Below are 16,090 nucleotides of genomic sequence, written 5' to 3'. Positions count from 1 at the left end.
TCATTCAATACGTAGTGGGAGAGGATACGATTGAACATTATTTGTTGGGTACGAAGTGATTTTCGATTACAAGATAACCACATGTTGGCACGTGCTGTTGAATTACTAAATGAAAATCCGAAGGCGACGGTCGAGTTCGTCTTTTGGCTCAATCCGGATTACATCGGTGAATATGAAGCACGGCAACAATATTTCTTCCAAGCGCTCGAGATGTTTTCTGATGCCTGCAAAGAGAAAGAGATGCCAATCCGTTTCATCGAAGGCGATGAACAGGCTTTCTTAGACGCAACTGTTGATGCGGACGTTTTGTTATTTAATGCGGAATATGTCGAACCATTCAAGACGCGAGATGAAAAAATCATGAAAAAGCGTAAAGATCTTCAGACGGAGCGACTACTAGACCGGCATCTTCTTCACCCACATGACATTAAAAAGCAAGATGGAAAGTTCTATAAAGTATTCACGCCATATAAGAATGCATTCATGAAAAAAGACATTCCTGCACCATATGAAGTGAAATGGCAAACGCTGCGGGATCATTATCAAAAGCGTCAGCACGATAATAGTTTCATCAACGCTTATTTTAAAAAGGCAGAATCGGAAGCCGTCTTCCATCCTGGTGAAAAGCAGGCGAAACAACGCTTGAAGAAATTCATCGAACAATCGCTTGAAGATTACGAAGAGAATCGTGATTTTCCTGCTGTCGACGGTACGAGTTTACTTTCTCGCTATTTACGGACTGGAGAAGTCGGCATTCGGACCGTCTATGCGGCTGTTCAGGAGGCAAAAGAATCAAAAGGGAAACAGACCTTCATCACCGAACTCATCTGGCGTGAATTCTATTACATGATTTTAATGCATTTCCCGGAATCAAAACGACAAGCCGTCAATACACAATATCGGGAAATCGAATGGGAGAAAGATGAAGAGGGCTTCAAGGCGTGGTGTGAAGGCAAGACGGGCTATCCGATCGTTGATGCAGCGATGCGGCAATTGAATCAAACGGGGTGGATGCATAATCGTCTACGGATGATCGTCGCTTCTTTCCTGACAAAAGACTTGTTGGTCGATTGGCAGAAAGGCGAACAATATTTCCAGAAGAAACTCGTTGATTATGAAGCGGCATCAAACATCGGGGGTTGGCAATGGGCAGCATCGGTCGGAACGGATGCCGTCCCGTACTTCCGCGTCTTCAATCCGACGACTCAATCGAAGAAGTTCGATAAGGATGGAGATTTCATTCGAAAGTATGTCACGGAAATCAAGGATTTATCAAAGCAGTATATTCATGAACCGACTGCTGAGCAACGCAAGGATTATGGCTATCCAGAACCAATCGTCGCACATGACGAAGCGCGAAAGCGTGCGATTGCTCGATTCAAATAATGAAAAAAGGATGTTCCTCGCTTGAGGAACATCCTTTTTTTACGACCTTATTGAAGACGACTATTTGCCTTACGCGTTCGGAATGCATGGTACGTCAAGTAAGATAAGACCCCGAAGTAACATGTGATCAAGAAGGCGTGGAGTAACGGCACATACGTTGCATGTCCACCAAGAACGATCCAAGCCCCAGTGGCGACTTGGCACGAGATGAAGAACGTCGCGAACGCCATACCAATCGTTGTCGTCCGATGCTTTAAGCGAATCGCAACGACATGGACGAATAAGGTGAACAGGAACAGTAATCCTGCCATGATCCGGTGAATCATCTGCACCCACGCTTCGAACGTCATGGAAGGTTGAGAACAGACAGGCCAACCAACGCAAGCATATGTAGCCCCGACGTGGCGTACGTAAGCACCCGTATAAACGACGATCAGCGTATAGATGAGTAGACCGTACAAGAGCTTCCGTAAGAATGCTGGGACAGATTCCCTGAATTCCTGACCCGGACGCTCCATGATCAACAATGTCAAAATCAATAGCGAAGCAAAGGAGATCAAAGAGATCCCGAAATGTAACGCCATGACGAGGTCTGATTGTTGCCAAACGACTGCTCCAGCACCGACGATCGATTGAATCAACATGAAGATGAAAGCAAGAAACGCAAAGATCTTCGTATCTAATCGATCCTTGAAGGCAACGAGCGTCCAGAGACATAAGGCGATGATTAAGAGTCCAACGACTCCAGTCACAGCGCGGTGACTATATTCAATCATCGTTTCAACACTTGGGTTCGTCGGAATGAGTTCCCCGTGACAGAGTGGCCAATCCGTTCCGCAACCATCTCCCGAATCCGTTTTTGTGACTGTCCCACCCATCAGTAAGACGATCATCATCGTAAACGTGACGAAGGCTGAAAACATCGAAAGTTTTCGATTCAAGATTTGGACACCACCTTTCTAAAAAAATACGAAATACATGGATTTCCATAGGTCTAGTATCGCATAAAAAGTACTGAAAGGGTTGCAATCTTTTAGAACAACGCTATTCTAGTATTAGGTAAATATGGTGAACTGTGATGAAAATCACATAGATTTCACATTTTGTTCATTATGTCGAAAGTATTTTCATACGTCACGGTCCTCGATATGTGGTATCTTTTATAGAGAAAAGGACGTTTCGTGGCATGTCTGTGTTATTTCTGTGAAGAAATTACGTGAAGCCTAGGTGCTAAACGGAAGCAGACGGTGAAAAGGAGGGAACAGCATGGCGAAAGTTACTGGAGAGGCACTGGATATGGCGATCGAGCAAGCGGATCAGCCGACATTCAAGGACTATATTACCCTAGCAAAAATGGGGATTGTCCGTGCCAATCTGATTACGGTCTTCGCGGGGTATGTCGTAGCAGCATCATACATAACGGATGATGTCCTGTTGTATCTGTGGCAAACCAAGTGGATGTTACTGTGGACGCTTCTCGGGAGTGGATTGGTCATTGCCGGAAGTTGCTACCTCAATAACTACATTGACCGGGACATCGATTACAAGATGGAACGGACGATGGGAAGACCAAGCGTTACTGGGAAGATGGATGGACAGCGGATACTCGCACTAGGACTCGGTATTCTTGCGACCGGTACGGTATTGTTGTTGATCGTCAACCATGTGGCGGCAGTATTCGGATTGATCGGATCATTCGTTTACGTCGTGATTTATACGATGTGGTTAAAGCGGACGCACACGATCAATACAGTCGTAGGTGGTATATCAGGAGCTGTGCCACCAATCATTGGATTTGCGGCAGTCACTCCGACGCTTCACATTGATGCGTGGATTTTATTCCTCATCATGTTCGTGTGGCAACCACCACATTTCCTTGCACTCGCGATGCGACGGACAGAGGAGTATCGGGCAGCAGGTATCCCGATGTTACCTGTCGTAAACGGATTCGCGATCACGAAACGACAAATTGTATGGTGGATTGCAGTACTCATTCCATCATCACTCCTCTTAGCACACTATGGCATCATCTACATGATCGTCATGGCATTGCTCGGTGGATATTGGCTCTATATGGGACTGAAAGGTCTGAAGATCCAAGATGAACAAGCCGAAATCAAATGGGCGTCGAAGATGTTCTTCTTCTCACTGTTTTATTTCACGGCTTGGATCGTGACGGTCGTACTCGTTTCTCTCTAAAACGATTTGACATAATTCACGTACACCATTACGAAAGACAAAATTGGGGACAAAGAAAGTGGGGATGGTTGTGAAAAAATCAGTAAAAATGCTCTTCCGGCTTCTTCCAATCGGCTTGATGGCACTCATGTTATCAGGTTGTGGAATTCCGGAATTGTCTGCGCTACAGCCTCGCGGAGAAGGCGCTGAGATGCAACTTGAGATCATCAAGCTTAGCTTGTGGGTCATGTTGTTCGTCCTTGCGATCGTAGCCGTCATTTATATTTACGTACTTATGAAATTCCGTCGTAAATCAGGTGATAACACGGTTCCGAAGCAAGTCGAAGGGAACCATACGCTTGAAATCATCTGGACAGTCATTCCGATTCTTCTTTTGATCGTGCTTGCAATTCCTACGATCAAAACAACGGTTGAACTCGCAGATGCAAAAGAAGCGAAGAAAAACGAACAAATCAACGTTACAGCAAACCTCTACTGGTGGGAGTTCGAATACCCAGACAAAGGTGTTTCGACAGGACAAGAACTTGTCATCCCAGTCGGTAAACGTGTTGCTGTTAACTTGACGTCTAAAGACGTCATTCACTCATTCTGGGTACCAGCTCTTTCTGGTAAAACAGATACGAACCCAGGTCTTGAGAACGAAATGTGGTTACAAGCAAAAGAAGCAGGCACTTACTACGGTAAATGTGCCGAGTTGTGTGGTCCTTCTCACGCATTGATGGACTTCAAAGTCGTTGCACTTGAACAAGAGGACTACGACAACTGGTTGAAAGATATGAAAGCTGCGAAAGAAGCAGAGACGAAGCAGCTTGATAAAAAGAATGAAAAGAACTGGACGACTGGCGAGAAAGTCTATGCCCAGAACTGTCTCAGCTGTCATGGTGGCGGGAAAGTCGCACCTAGCTTGACGAACTTCGGTGATCGTCAACGTATCGCGGGTTACCTCGACCATGATAAAGAAAACCTCGAAAAATGGATTCGCGATCCTCAAAAAGAGAAACAAGGTACAAAAATGCCTGGATTCTCTGAAGATCAGATCAGCGATGAAGAATTGAGCGAATTGGCAGATTATCTATTGGACAAAAAGCTCCAATAATTTTTTAAGGGGGAATCATAGTGGGGACACATACTATGGGTATGCCGCAGAAAAAAAGCGGCATCATGGACTGGCTAACGACAGTCGACCATAAGAAAATCGGGATTCTCTACATCATGTCTGGATTGTTCTTCCTTCTAGTCGGTGGCGTAGAAGCCCTAATGATTCGTTTTCAATTGATTAAACCGATGAACGATTTTGTCAGCGGTGAACTCTTTAACCAATTGATCACGATGCACGGTACGACGATGATCTTCTTGGCAGCGATGCCGATGTTGATCGGATACATGAACGCAGCAGTACCGCTTCAAATCGGGGCACGTGACGTTGCGTTCCCATTCTTGAATGCACTTGGTTTCTGGTTGTTCTTCTTTGGTGGAGTCTTGTTGAACCTTTCTTGGTTCTTCGGCGCTGCACCGAACGCAGGGTGGACTGCATACGCACCACTCTCGACGGTACCTGAGTCTCTCGGTGTAGACTTCTACGCGTTAGGTCTTCAGATTTCTGGTTTCGGTACACTTATGGGGGGGATTAACTTCCTCGTTACGATTTTGAACATGCGTGCACCAGGTATGAAACTGATGCGGATGCCGCTCTTCACATGGACAGCATTCGTTGCTTCTGCCTTGATCGTTTTCGCATTCCCACCACTTACGGTTGGATTGTTCCTCTTGACGTTCGAGCGACTCTTCGGAGCGCACTTCTTCGACCCGGCAGCGGGCGGGAATATCGTCATCTGGGAACACCTCTTCTGGATCTTCGGTCACCCGGAAGTTTATATCTTGATCTTACCGGCATTCGGTATTTTCTCTGAAATCATTCCTACATTTGCTCGTAAGCGTCTCTTCGGTTACACGACGATGGTCTTTGCGACGATGTTGATCGGTTTCCTCGGATTCATGGTATGGGTCCACCACATGTTCACAGTTGGTCTTGGTCCGGTCGCAAACGCGATCTTCGCCGTAGCAACGATGGCGATTGCTGTACCGACAGGGGTCAAAATCTTCAACTGGCTCTTTACGCTATGGGGCGGTAAGTTGACGTTCCCAGTCGCAATGCTTTACTCGGTCGCGTTCATTCCATCATTCCTTGTTGGTGGTATGACAGGGGTCATGCTTTCTGTTGCACCTGCCGATTACCAGTACCATGACAGTTACTTCGTAGTAGCTCACTTCCACTACGTTATCGTTGGTGGGGTTGTCTTCGGTCTCTTCGCAGGTCTTTACTACTGGTTCCCACTCATGTTCGGGAAACAGCTCAACGAATTCTGGGGGAAAATTCAATTCTGGTTGTTCTTCATCGGCTTCCACTTGACGTTCTTCCCGCAACATATTCTTGGTCTTACAGGTATGCCACGTCGTGTCTTCACGTACTTGCCAAACCAAGGCTGGGAAACAATGAACTTACTTTCATCAATCGGTGCAGCCTTCATGGGTGTGTCGACGATCGTTCTCGTCATTTCGATTGCAGCAGCATTGATGTCAAAAGAATATGTAAAACGCGACGTCTGGGGAGATGGACGTACACTTGAGTGGACACTTCCAGTTCCAACTCCAGAGTATAACTTCGCTCAAATCCCACTCGTCAAAGGTTTGGATACGTATTGGCTCGAAAAAATGGCAGGAAACAAAACAGTTTCTGTATCGGAAGAAGTCGGTGATATCCACATGCCGAACAACACGATCTTGCCATTCGTCATGTCAGTCGGTCTATTCCTCGCAGGTCTCGGATTCATTCTTCGCCTAGACTATGGAACTGTTGGTCTTGTTGTTGCCTTGATTGGTCTTGCGATGACATTGATCGCGATGTTCTTCCGTTCTTGGATCGATGATGAAGGATACTACATCCCGAAATCAGTCGTCGAAGAAGATCTACGCCTTGAAGCAGAAAAGGAGGCGAAGTAAGATGGGTCATCATTCAGTACCGAATAACCCGATCACGGGTATTCCGGATCATGTTGAAAAAGCAACACTTGAGGGTAAGAATAAATATGTAGCCTTCTGGTTCTTCCTTGGAGGAGAGACGACTTTGTTCGCCTCTCTCTTCGGAACATACATCGGACTTCATAACTCCGGTGCAAAAGAAGGTCTACGCAGTTATGACATCTTCGAAATGGGTCTCGTCTTCATCATGACGATGCTTCTCTTGACGAGTTCATTAACAAGCGTTCTTGCCATGATGGCAATGAAACGTAATGATGTGAAAAAGATGAAGCTTTGGCTCATCATCACATTACTTCTCGGTCTTGGATTCTTAAGTGGTGAGATTTATGAGTTCAATCACTACTACCACATTGGTCACACGTTCACATCGAGTGCATTTGGTTCTGCCTTCTATACACTCGTCGGATTCCACGGTGCGCACGTCTTGTTCGGTCTTCTCTGGATCTCGACGCTTCTCATCCGGAACTGGAACCGTGGCATCACGGTCGTGAACGCGCCGAAGTACTATGTTTCAAGTCTTTACTGGCACTTCATTGACGTCGTCTGGGTCTTTATCTTCTCAGTCGTCTACCTCATGGGGATGGTGAAATAAGATGGAAAAACACGAACCACAACTTACGCGTAATCAAATCGAACTCGAGATGAAAGCGGAACGTAGTCGCGAGACACAACTGCAACTCATCAGTTTCGCGCTCATGATCGTCTTGACACTCATCGCGTTCGGTGCTGTCATGGCTGAGCTCATGCCGCACTGGGCAGCTGGTGGTTTCTTGATCATCATGGCCATCGTTCAAGTTTATCTTCAACTTTATATGTTCATGCACATGAACAATAAAGGCAACACATGGATCAAAGTCATGATGGGTCTCGGTGTATTCGTCGCCTTGACGATTGTTGCGACGCTTCGTCTATTGATCTGGTAAGAAATGTGACCATTCTGCTAACGTTTAGCAGGATGGTCTTTTATTTTGGAATCGTTTTATGAGAAACCTTTACAATGAAATAGGGGAACGGTAATCTTAGTTTGTAAGAGAAAGGAACGGGGTGAAAAAATATGTTAGGCAATTTAAGGGGAGCACTTTCGCAATTCGAATGGACTGTCTTATGGAGTCCGTATTATGCGTTGATACTCGTTGGATTGTATATCCTATATGCTGTCGTGACAGAAAAGTTGCGTCGTCCGGATGAGCCGGAAACAACGCTTGGGCAAAAGTTTTCGATGCTCGCGGCATTGATCGTTTTTTACATCGGTTTTGGAAGTCCATTAGACCTGCTAGCACATATCACGTTCTCAGCACACATGCTGCAGATGGTATTCGTCTATATGGTCGCACCGCCGCTCTTGTTGATTGCGATACCAGAGTGGCTTTATAAGCGCTTGTTCGATACACCGTACCTTGGGAGGATTCTTCGTTTCTTCATCAAGCCGCTGATCGCACTTGTCGTCTTTAATGCCTTGTTTACGTTCTATCACATGCCATTTATTTTTGATTATGTCTTGACGAACTATACCGTTCACCGTCTGTTCCACGGAACATTGATTTTCTTGAGTATGACGATGTGGTATCCGATCATTGCACCGGTCAATGAGGCGGACAGCCTTTCTGACCTGAAGAAGATGGTCTATATCGTGGCAAATGGTGTGTTGTTGACACCAGCCTGTGCCTTCATGATCTTCAGTCAAAGTTTTCAGTATCAAGCGTATCAGGATCCGGCGACGTTCGCGAAAGTACTCGCTTACTGTATGCCGAACAATGATTTAAGCGGATTGAACCTGGAACGATTGCTCGGAACGACAGATGACTTATTAGAGGACCAACGCTTTGGTGGTGTCCTCATGAAACTCGGTCAAGAACTTGTGTATGGTCTATTCTTCGGACTGACCTTCTTTACATGGGTGCGCCGTTCAAAAAGTACTGCCGTGGATGAAGGGATGTCCTTCACACCAAAAGCGGATTAAATTGGAGGAAGTTGGAACATGAGTTATTTGCCGTTGATTTGTGTGTCGCTGATTGTCATCAGTGCGATTTTCGTAGCGATTGGCTGGTTTTTGATCGCCCAAACGCGTCGTAACATGAAAGCTCACCAAACCGTGATGACGATTGCAGCTGCACTCGCTTTATTATTCTTCATCATGTATGCCTTGCGGACGATTCTGCTCGGTAACACAGCCTTTGGCGGTCCAGAGTCCGTCAAAGCCTACTACACAGGATTCTTGATCTTCCACATCCTTCTTGCGACATCTGGTGGGGTGCTCGGTTTGATGGCACTCTATCACGCGTATAAGAAGAACTTTGCACGTCACCGTAAAATCGGACCGGTTGCCTCAATCGTTTGGTTTTTGACAGCCATTACCGGTGTGATCGTGTATTGCTTACTATATGTCGTCTACGATCCGGGTGAGACGACGAACGTATTCCGGGCGATCTGGAGTCATTAAGGGGGAGCCAACTTGAAAAAGAATAGTTACTTGACGGTCGCTGCCGTCGTCCTTATCTTAGTTGCGGCAGCCGGGGGATATTATTATTTCTTCATGAAAGAAAAGTTACCTGTCATCGCTGAACCGACACCATTTGAATTAACGAATGCCGTAGACGGAAAATCATTCAATTCGGAAGACGGAAAAGTCAAAGTGTTGACGTTCTTCTACTCGAACTGTCCTGATATTTGTCCGTTGACGTTAAATGATTACCGTAAGCTTGAGAAAAAGCTTCGGAGCGAAGAATTGTACGGAAGTGACGTCGAACTCGTCGCAGTGACGGTTGATCCAAAAGTGGATACACCGAAAGTCTTGAAAAAGTATGCTTCGAACTTTGAAGCAGATGCTAAGGGCTGGAAAGTATTGACGGGAGATCCAGTCGTCATCGATCGTTTGACACGTCAGTTGAATTTCTATTACTCGAAGGCTGAGAGCGGCTTAGTGACACACGGAACACAAATGTTCATTTTGGACCGTGATAATAAAGTACGGGCGATTTCATCTATGGCGAAGACACCGGATGAACCGGTCGACTTAGAAGAGGTCATGTCTTCGGTCACACAATTAGCAAAGGAGTGAAGGTAGATGACTTATGAAGAGTACATGCAAGGAGATGTTACCGTCTCTATTCAAGCCATCGAGGAATTACTTGCTTGTGCGATCGAGGATTATGGAATCCATCACTCCCGGATCAAACGGATGGACCGGGAAGAGATTGCATTTAGCGTAAAGGTCAGTGCACCGGCAACGTCACTTCACGCACTTTATCTTCATGTACGCGAGCAGCTTGGGATTCAGCTTGGAGACGATGTCGTATCTTATGTACAATTCGTCGCGCGTTAATAGCTGTTTCGTGTATTTTAAGGAATAACAATCAGGTGGACAGAACAGCTAATGACTTCGTAGATGATGCGAGGTCGTTAGCTTTTTTGTTTGGAATGAAAAACAAAAATAGAGGCTCCTTAATTGGAACCTCTACGTGTGGATCTTATTTTTCGAGTGTTTCTAGCAATGCTGCTAAACGACGTTCGCAGTCTTTGACGATTTCCGGAGGGAACGTCTCATCATACTCGACACCGTGTGGATAGTAGTGTTTACCGAGAAGTGGTGTCATCATACGAACGACAGCATGGCGGTCTTCAATCTCACCTTGGATCGCATAGACAGGAACACGCAGGTAGAATACTTCACCTGTTGATTGTTTTTCATACTTCATGTCGTACATCGCGCGTTCGTAATCCCATTGTCCTTCACGAACGAAGCGGTGATGTTCCATGATTGTTTCGAGAAGACCGAACTTCAGTTCCTTGCCTTCAATACCATATTGTTCAAACTTCATGTTTGAATCCCCCTATACCCCAGTTTGCTAGTAGATACTAGTCTTTCCAAACTATCATACCATAATGAATGAAACGATGACGTAAAAGATGTGAAGTCATTTTGAAGAATTCATGAACTTCCATATTTTCGTTCGACATATTCAAGAATCGTATCCGGTGCGTGGATACCAAGGTGATTCAGTCCTTCTCCACCGAAGAAGACATTGAACTCAAGAACGTACCACTGTCCGTCACGGATGATGAGATCAAAACCGGCGTGATCGATATCGAGCTGTTTCGCGAGAGCGAGCACGAAGTCGATTGCTCCTTGTGGCACATCATCAAAATCAAGGACACCACCTTGAGCGACGTTATTTAAGAACTGAGCACCACCGACGCGCCAGTACGCAGCAAGGACTTTATCGCCGACGACGACGACACGTAAGTCCTTCTCATTCGGAATGTACTCCTGAATGTAGAACGTCTCGTGTGTATCCGTGTATTTCTTCCAGTCTGTTTCATTTTTGATGAGATGGACACCTTGTCCCATGGAGCTACGGACTGTCTTCGCAACGAACGGAAACGAGAATTCACGTAAGACACGTTCGACGGTGAATTCATTTTTTCCATAGATGCCGGTCCGAGGGATGTTATCCGGAATGACGGTTTGAAAAATCCGCGTCATCTCGATCTTGTCATGACCTAAGTGGAACGTAGCAGCCGACGGGAAAATCGGTTTTTTCATTCCGTAGATGATTGAGTGGATTTGCCAGTATTCCGGGAACAGGACGACATCCGCCTGTTCGATTTTTTTTAAAGAATCAAAGTGATAATCTGATTTGGCATGTTCCGTCTTGATTCCAATCGTCCGGAACATATTAAAAGAGAGCAGTTGCATAAAGTTCATTCCTTCCTTCTGAACAAATTATACACAATTCAACAGGCTAGGAGGGAGAGAAATGTTATGATAAGATGGTAAAGTTAAGGAGGAGATTCGTTGTGATATATACCGATAAGACGATTGACCTCATCAACGCAGCGGAAGACCTCATTCGATCTCTCGCTCAAAGTGAAACGGGGCAAGCATATAGATGTGCGAAACAAGCACAGCAAGAGTCAACAGAGGCACAGGCTGTCATTCGCGATTTTCATCAAGTCAAGGAGGACTACGAACTCGTACAGCGATTCGGACGGTATCATCCTGACTATCAGACGATCACGAAAAAGGTCCATGAAGTTAAACGGCGACTTGATTTACAAGAGGAAGTCGCGCAGTTTAAAAAGGCGGAAAAACAACTCGAGACGTTACTCGGACAAATCAGTCTGAAGCTCGCTGGAGAAGTATCACCGCAAATTAAAGTACCGACGGGAAATCCTTTCTTCGATCAAGGATGCGCTGGAGGATGTTCGACCGGTGGCAGCTGTAGCTGTAGCGGATAACGAAGGTGAAGGGGGGAGGCTGGCGTGATCAAGGAACGAGTGGGACTCATCGTCTATGTCAATGCGATGAAAGCATCCCGTCAATTACGCCGTTACGGGAACGTCTACTTTACGTCTAAACGTGAACGATACGTTCATCTGTATGTCGATTTAGATCAGCATGAACAGGTGATGGAAGTCATTTCGACTCTCCCGTTCGTCGAATCGATCAAACGTTCAGAACGACCGTTCATCACGGAGACGTTCGCGAACAAAAAAGGTAAAATGCCAGAAGAAGCATAATCCATGGAGCGATGAGGACATCCTCGTCGCTTCTTTGTTGAAAGGAATGAAGGAAATGCGAGTCATTTCAGGGGAACGGAAAGGTACACGATTAAAAGCAGTGCCAGGGGATCAAACACGACCGACGACGGATAAGGTAAAAGAATCCTTATTCAACGTCATCGGTCCTTATTTCAACGGAGGACGAGCACTGGATCTGTTTGCGGGGAGCGGTGGTCTTGGGATTGAATCTCTTTCAAGAGGATGCGATGAGGCAGTGTTCGTCGACCAACACCATAAAGCGATCCAAACGATCCAAGATAATTTACGAACGACGCGCTATACGAACCAAGCACGTGTTTTAAAAAAAGATGTAGCGATCGCTTTAACGGAACTCGCATCTGAAGAGCCGTTTAAGTTGATTTATCTAGACCCTCCCTATGCAAAAGAGCGATTGACGGAACATGTCACGTACATAGAGCAACACAATATGTTGACGGACAATGGTGTCATCGTCTGTGAACATGACTCAGCGGTTGAATTACCGGACCAGATCGGACGACTAGAAGTCGTGCGCCGACTTCGTTATTCCGCTGTCATCTCGATTACATTGTACGAATTCATGGAAGCGGAGGAAGACCACGAATGAAACGAATCGCCATTTGCCCAGGTAGCTTTGATCCGATCACAAACGGACATTTAGACATCATCGAGCGTGCCGTTCCGATTTTTGATGAGATCATCGTTGCCGTACTGAATAATTCTTCGAAGCAACCACTCTTTTCTGTCCAGGAACGGATGGAGTTAATTGCCGATGTGACATCGCACTTACCTCAAATCAAGGTGGATTCCTTTAATGGTCTACTGGTCGATTATGCGGCGGAAGTCGGAGCAACCGCGATTGTACGCGGTCTACGAGCAGTTTCGGATTTTGAATACGAAATGCAAGTCGCTTCCATCAACAAGAAGATGAATGATCAAATCGAGACACTATTCATGATGACGAATAATCAGTATTCCTTCTTGAGTTCTTCGATCGTTAAGGAAGCTGCCAAATATGGTGCTTCCGTTGCCGATCTCGTACCGCCTTCTGTCGAAGAAGCGCTACGTCAGAAATATACGAAAGGAGAACTGTGATGAAAGCTTGGAAACCTGCCTTAGCAGCAATCATCGCTGCCTTGATCGTATTTTTCGTACCGCTTCCCTATTTCATCTCCTATCCGGGTGACGCGACGTCGACGGAAGATTTGATCGATGTGTCTGGAGGCGACAAGGAACCGGGAGATTTGATGATGCTGACGATCGCACAACGCCGGGCCACGCCTTACTTTCTCATTGAAAGCTTATTCCTACCGTTCTCCGAAACATCGAGTGTAAGTGATTATCTGTACGACGGAGAGTCGGACGCGCAGTATGAAACGCGTCAGAAGCTGTATATGGAAGAAGCGCAACATAACGCAACGATCGAAGCGTATGAATTGGCGGATCAAAAGGTCGATGTCGATTTCGAAGGGGTCTACGTCTCCGGCGTCATTCCCGGTGGTCCAGCCGAGGGGAAACTGAAGGCAGGGGATCGGATTACAAGTGTTGACGGAAAACCGATTACGTCATTTGAAGGTTTCATGAAGACGATTCAAGCGAAAAAAGCCAAAACAGCTGTTCCGATTCAGTTCACGCGTAAATCGGAAGACAAGAAGACGACGATTCGAGTGGATCAGTTATCTAAAGAGGTCAAGCGAGTCGGACTAGGTATTTACGAACCGCTTCCGATCTCAAACGTGACGACGGATCCTGATATTGCGTTTCAGGTCGAAGGTGTCGGTGGACCATCTGCTGGAATGATGTTCACCCTTGAAATTTATGATCAATTGACGCCGGGGGATTTGGCGAAAGGGCATAAAATCGCCGGCACGGGAACGATTGAAGAAGGCGGCAAGGTGGGACCGATTGGCGGAGCATGGCAAAAGGTCGTCGCTGCTGACGAGGCAGGAGCAGAAATCATGTTCGTGCCAGCAGGAGAGAACTACAAAGAAGCAAAACCATCCATCAAAAACTCGGAACGAACATGAAGCTCGTTCCGATCAAGACAGTCGAAGATGCGATTGATTATTTAGAAAAACTTCCAGCGAAATAAGGAAAACGACGGTGTTCGAGCAACGCGTCATAGCGAGCCAAGGGCAGTGCGTATGCAGCTGTCACTTGGCTTTCTTTCGTTAGCCAAGGATGACTCGTGAAGGTACTGAAGACGGTAGTCCGCGTTTTGATGGTTTTGAGTGCCTGTCGTCCTCGTTCTGAAAAGGCGAGGGGACGAACGAAATCAATATGGTCGTAATCAATCCGTGCGACCTCCTCTGCTGTCGTTGAGGTCAACAGATAGATCAGGGCACGTTGCAGGCTCGTCCGCGTATAACGGCGTGTTTTGACGTGATTCAGAAAGGTATCGAACGTCGTTGCTTGTTTAGCCCCTTCGATGAGTCGAGGTGCTAACGAAGCGTCAATCCCAGCGATTCGCATCAACTCGAGTACTGGAGTCGTTAGTAGACGTTGTCGAATCCACGGATAATAATGCGAGAAGTTGGCGAAAGAGGCACTTGCTAAGACGTCTTCGGTCTGTTCAGGAAGTGCGAGCAGCTGACCGTGTGTCTGATGATGGGCGCGTATCGCGGTGGCGCTCATGATGTCCCCGGTGGATAAGTCGTGGTAGCCACTTCCAATCCGTTTCGTCGTGTGAAGCGATAGGGTATTTGCGGCGCGAGCGTAATAATAGCCAAGCGTATTGTTCGGTTGTGTCAAATCAAGCGTCTGTGAGACGCTCCTGAATGCTTGACTGGCGGCGTGAGCAGAAGAGAGGCCCGCTGATAATCCATCGTGTAACGCTTGCTTGTATGCAGGTGTCTCTTCGATCTGTTCCGCTGCTGCATGGAGAAAAGGTTCGATATCTCCGCACTCGCTTCCAAACGAAAGCGACTGACAGCCGATTGTCTCGGCAATCGTTACACCACCGAGTGCAAAACGATCAGCACGCTGGACAGCAAAATAGAAAGGAAGTTCAAGAACGAGATCGATGGCACCGCTCGCGACGGCTGCCTGAGCACGTGTCCATTTATCCGTAAAGGCGGGTTCACCACGCTGCATGAACGTCCCGCTCATGATGGCGACGATGACGTCGGCATCCGTTTCCCGTCGTGCTGTCGTCGCTTGATAATAGTGTCCGTTATGAAACGGATTGTACTCTGAAATGATAGCTGTCATCCTCATGAAAACTTTCTCCTTTGCAAACCGAATTAAGTGCGGTAATATGGATAAAGACGTCCAAAAGTGTTCGTTCTCTAGCGATTTCAGTGTAAAGAAAAAACATTGACAAAACAAGATGTCCTCTCTATAATTCATATTGTTGCAATTGAGGTGATTCGGATGAAATGGTCCCTGATGCAATTGAATAAATTGCGCAATCTGGGTCAACTTCAGGTTAACGAGACGATCGAGCTCAATGAGCTAGTCGCCCTCCATCCGGATATCCGGGCGGTGCAACCTGTGCACGTTCGTGCAAATGCATCGTTTACATCGAATCAATTAATATTCAATCTTCGGATTACCGGCGAAATGACGCTTCCGGATGCCCGGACGCTAAATGACGTCGCTTATCCATTCGAGATTGAATCCATCGAGCCATTCCTGCTCGAGGTCGATGCTGTTTCGAACGAAGCAGATGACATCAACGTGCCGATCGGGAATACGGTCGATCTTCGACCGCTCGTGCAAGAATTGATTTTACTTCATGTGCCAGTGCAAGTGCATGGGGATGATGAAGAGAATCAGTTGGTTGAGGGGGAAGGCTGGACGATTCTTTCTGAAGAAGATCCAGAGGAAACCGAACCAAAAATCGATCCGCGACTCGCGGGTCTCGCTCAGTTCTTTAAAAAAGATCAGGATTCCTGATTTCTGAAGTAAAGGCGAGTGTATTTTT

General features: G+C 46.5%; 20 protein-coding genes. 16 read left to right on the top strand and 4 right to left on the bottom strand.

The window, feature by feature from the left end; translation table 11 throughout:
* The first annotated feature begins 30 nt into the window (after positions 1–30).
* Positions 31–1,386, top strand: coding sequence for a cryptochrome/photolyase family protein (locus AC3B4V_RS05750; RefSeq protein WP_488377964.1), 1,356 nt, complete (start codon positions 31–33; stop codon positions 1,384–1,386).
* 47 nt (positions 1,387–1,433) lie between these two features.
* On the opposite strand, the gene AC3B4V_RS05745 is transcribed toward AC3B4V_RS05750, so the two are convergent.
* A complete protein-coding gene (locus AC3B4V_RS05745) occupies positions 1,434–2,327 on the bottom strand; it encodes a COX15/CtaA family protein (RefSeq protein WP_023468831.1) in 894 nt (297 codons plus the stop codon).
* 325 nt (positions 2,328–2,652) lie between these two features.
* Here AC3B4V_RS05745 and cyoE point away from each other — a divergent pair, with 325 nt between their 5' ends.
* From cyoE to AC3B4V_RS05700, 9 genes are all read left to right on the top strand, one after another.
* Positions 2,653–3,585 carry a heme o synthase gene (cyoE, locus tag AC3B4V_RS05740; RefSeq protein WP_023468830.1) on the top strand — a complete coding sequence of 311 codons (933 nt, stop codon included), beginning with the start codon at positions 2,653–2,655 and terminating at the stop codon, positions 3,583–3,585.
* Between the two features lie 64 nt (positions 3,586–3,649).
* Positions 3,650–4,681, top strand: coding sequence for a cytochrome c oxidase subunit II (gene coxB, locus AC3B4V_RS05735; RefSeq protein ID WP_023468829.1), 1,032 nt, complete (start codon positions 3,650–3,652; stop codon positions 4,679–4,681).
* A 35-nt stretch (positions 4,682–4,716) separates the two neighbouring features.
* Positions 4,717–6,585, top strand: a complete 1,869-nt coding sequence (gene ctaD, locus AC3B4V_RS05730) for a cytochrome c oxidase subunit I (RefSeq protein ID WP_029342162.1) — start codon at positions 4,717–4,719, stop codon at positions 6,583–6,585.
* Position 6,586: 1 nt separating this feature from the next.
* Complete coding sequence (locus tag AC3B4V_RS05725; RefSeq protein WP_023468827.1) at positions 6,587–7,216, top strand: cytochrome c oxidase subunit 3; 630 nt, start codon at positions 6,587–6,589, stop codon at positions 7,214–7,216.
* A gap of 1 nt (position 7,217) precedes the next feature.
* Positions 7,218–7,547, top strand: a complete 330-nt coding sequence (locus AC3B4V_RS05720) for a cytochrome C oxidase subunit IV family protein (RefSeq protein WP_064299605.1) — start codon at positions 7,218–7,220, stop codon at positions 7,545–7,547.
* Positions 7,548–7,678: 131 nt separating this feature from the next.
* Positions 7,679–8,584, top strand: coding sequence for a cytochrome c oxidase assembly factor CtaG (gene ctaG, locus AC3B4V_RS05715; protein WP_023468825.1), 906 nt, complete (start codon positions 7,679–7,681; stop codon positions 8,582–8,584).
* 18 nt (positions 8,585–8,602) lie between these two features.
* Positions 8,603–9,064 (top strand): DUF420 domain-containing protein, encoded by a 462-nt coding sequence (locus tag AC3B4V_RS05710; protein WP_023468824.1) that lies wholly within the window; start codon positions 8,603–8,605, stop codon positions 9,062–9,064.
* Positions 9,065–9,076: 12 nt separating this feature from the next.
* A complete protein-coding gene (locus AC3B4V_RS05705) occupies positions 9,077–9,682 on the top strand; it encodes an SCO family protein (RefSeq protein WP_064299607.1) in 606 nt (201 codons plus the stop codon).
* A gap of 6 nt (positions 9,683–9,688) precedes the next feature.
* Positions 9,689–9,946 carry a hypothetical protein gene (locus AC3B4V_RS05700; protein ID WP_064299608.1) on the top strand — a complete coding sequence of 86 codons (258 nt, stop codon included), beginning with the start codon at positions 9,689–9,691 and terminating at the stop codon, positions 9,944–9,946.
* Positions 9,947–10,091: 145 nt separating this feature from the next.
* Here the strand turns inward: AC3B4V_RS05700 and AC3B4V_RS05695 are convergent, their stop codons facing one another.
* Together AC3B4V_RS05695 and AC3B4V_RS05690 are read right to left on the bottom strand one after the other, a co-directional pair.
* Positions 10,092–10,442, bottom strand: a complete 351-nt coding sequence (locus AC3B4V_RS05695; RefSeq protein WP_023468821.1) for a YugN family protein — start codon at positions 10,440–10,442, stop codon at positions 10,092–10,094.
* 110 nt (positions 10,443–10,552) lie between these two features.
* The gene (locus AC3B4V_RS05690) at positions 10,553–11,299 is read right to left on the bottom strand and encodes an ATP-grasp domain-containing protein (protein WP_488377963.1); all 747 of its coding nucleotides are present in this window, start codon (positions 11,297–11,299) and stop codon (positions 10,553–10,555) included.
* Between the two features lie 122 nt (positions 11,300–11,421).
* Between AC3B4V_RS05690 and AC3B4V_RS05685 the strand changes: the two genes are divergently transcribed.
* Genes AC3B4V_RS05685 through AC3B4V_RS05665 form a run of 5 tightly spaced genes read left to right on the top strand, consistent with a single transcriptional unit; the run spans position 11,422 to position 14,192 of the window.
* On the top strand, positions 11,422–11,862 hold the full coding sequence (locus tag AC3B4V_RS05685) for a YlbF/YmcA family competence regulator (RefSeq protein WP_214859713.1): 441 nt from the start codon (positions 11,422–11,424) through the stop codon (positions 11,860–11,862).
* A 24-nt stretch (positions 11,863–11,886) separates the two neighbouring features.
* Positions 11,887–12,144 carry a YlbG family protein gene (locus tag AC3B4V_RS05680; RefSeq protein ID WP_023468818.1) on the top strand — a complete coding sequence of 86 codons (258 nt, stop codon included), beginning with the start codon at positions 11,887–11,889 and terminating at the stop codon, positions 12,142–12,144.
* Between the two features lie 46 nt (positions 12,145–12,190).
* Positions 12,191–12,772 (top strand): 16S rRNA (guanine(966)-N(2))-methyltransferase RsmD, encoded by a 582-nt coding sequence (gene rsmD, locus AC3B4V_RS05675; RefSeq protein ID WP_326187610.1) that lies wholly within the window; start codon positions 12,191–12,193, stop codon positions 12,770–12,772.
* Positions 12,769–13,260, top strand: coding sequence for a pantetheine-phosphate adenylyltransferase (gene coaD / locus AC3B4V_RS05670; protein WP_029342153.1), 492 nt, complete (start codon positions 12,769–12,771; stop codon positions 13,258–13,260). Before rsmD ends, coaD begins: the two co-directional genes overlap by 4 nt.
* A complete protein-coding gene (locus AC3B4V_RS05665; RefSeq protein WP_488377962.1) occupies positions 13,260–14,192 on the top strand; it encodes a SepM family pheromone-processing serine protease in 933 nt (310 codons plus the stop codon). The genes coaD and AC3B4V_RS05665 overlap by 1 nt, the downstream gene beginning before the upstream one ends.
* A 37-nt stretch (positions 14,193–14,229) precedes the next feature.
* Here the strand turns inward: AC3B4V_RS05665 and AC3B4V_RS05660 are convergent, their stop codons facing one another.
* The gene (locus AC3B4V_RS05660; RefSeq protein WP_488377961.1) at positions 14,230–15,381 is read right to left on the bottom strand and encodes a tRNA(Met) cytidine acetate ligase; all 1,152 of its coding nucleotides are present in this window, start codon (positions 15,379–15,381) and stop codon (positions 14,230–14,232) included.
* Positions 15,382–15,552: 171 nt separating this feature from the next.
* On the opposite strand from AC3B4V_RS05660, the gene AC3B4V_RS05655 reads away from it, so the two are divergent.
* Entirely contained in the window at positions 15,553–16,062 is a 510-nt protein-coding gene (locus tag AC3B4V_RS05655; RefSeq protein WP_230088521.1) for a YceD family protein, read from the top strand.
* Positions 16,063–16,090 lie beyond the last annotated feature (28 nt).

It is taken from the genome of Exiguobacterium sp. E17S, assembly GCF_057772545.1.
This window is presented reverse-complemented; position numbering and strand designations above follow the sequence as displayed.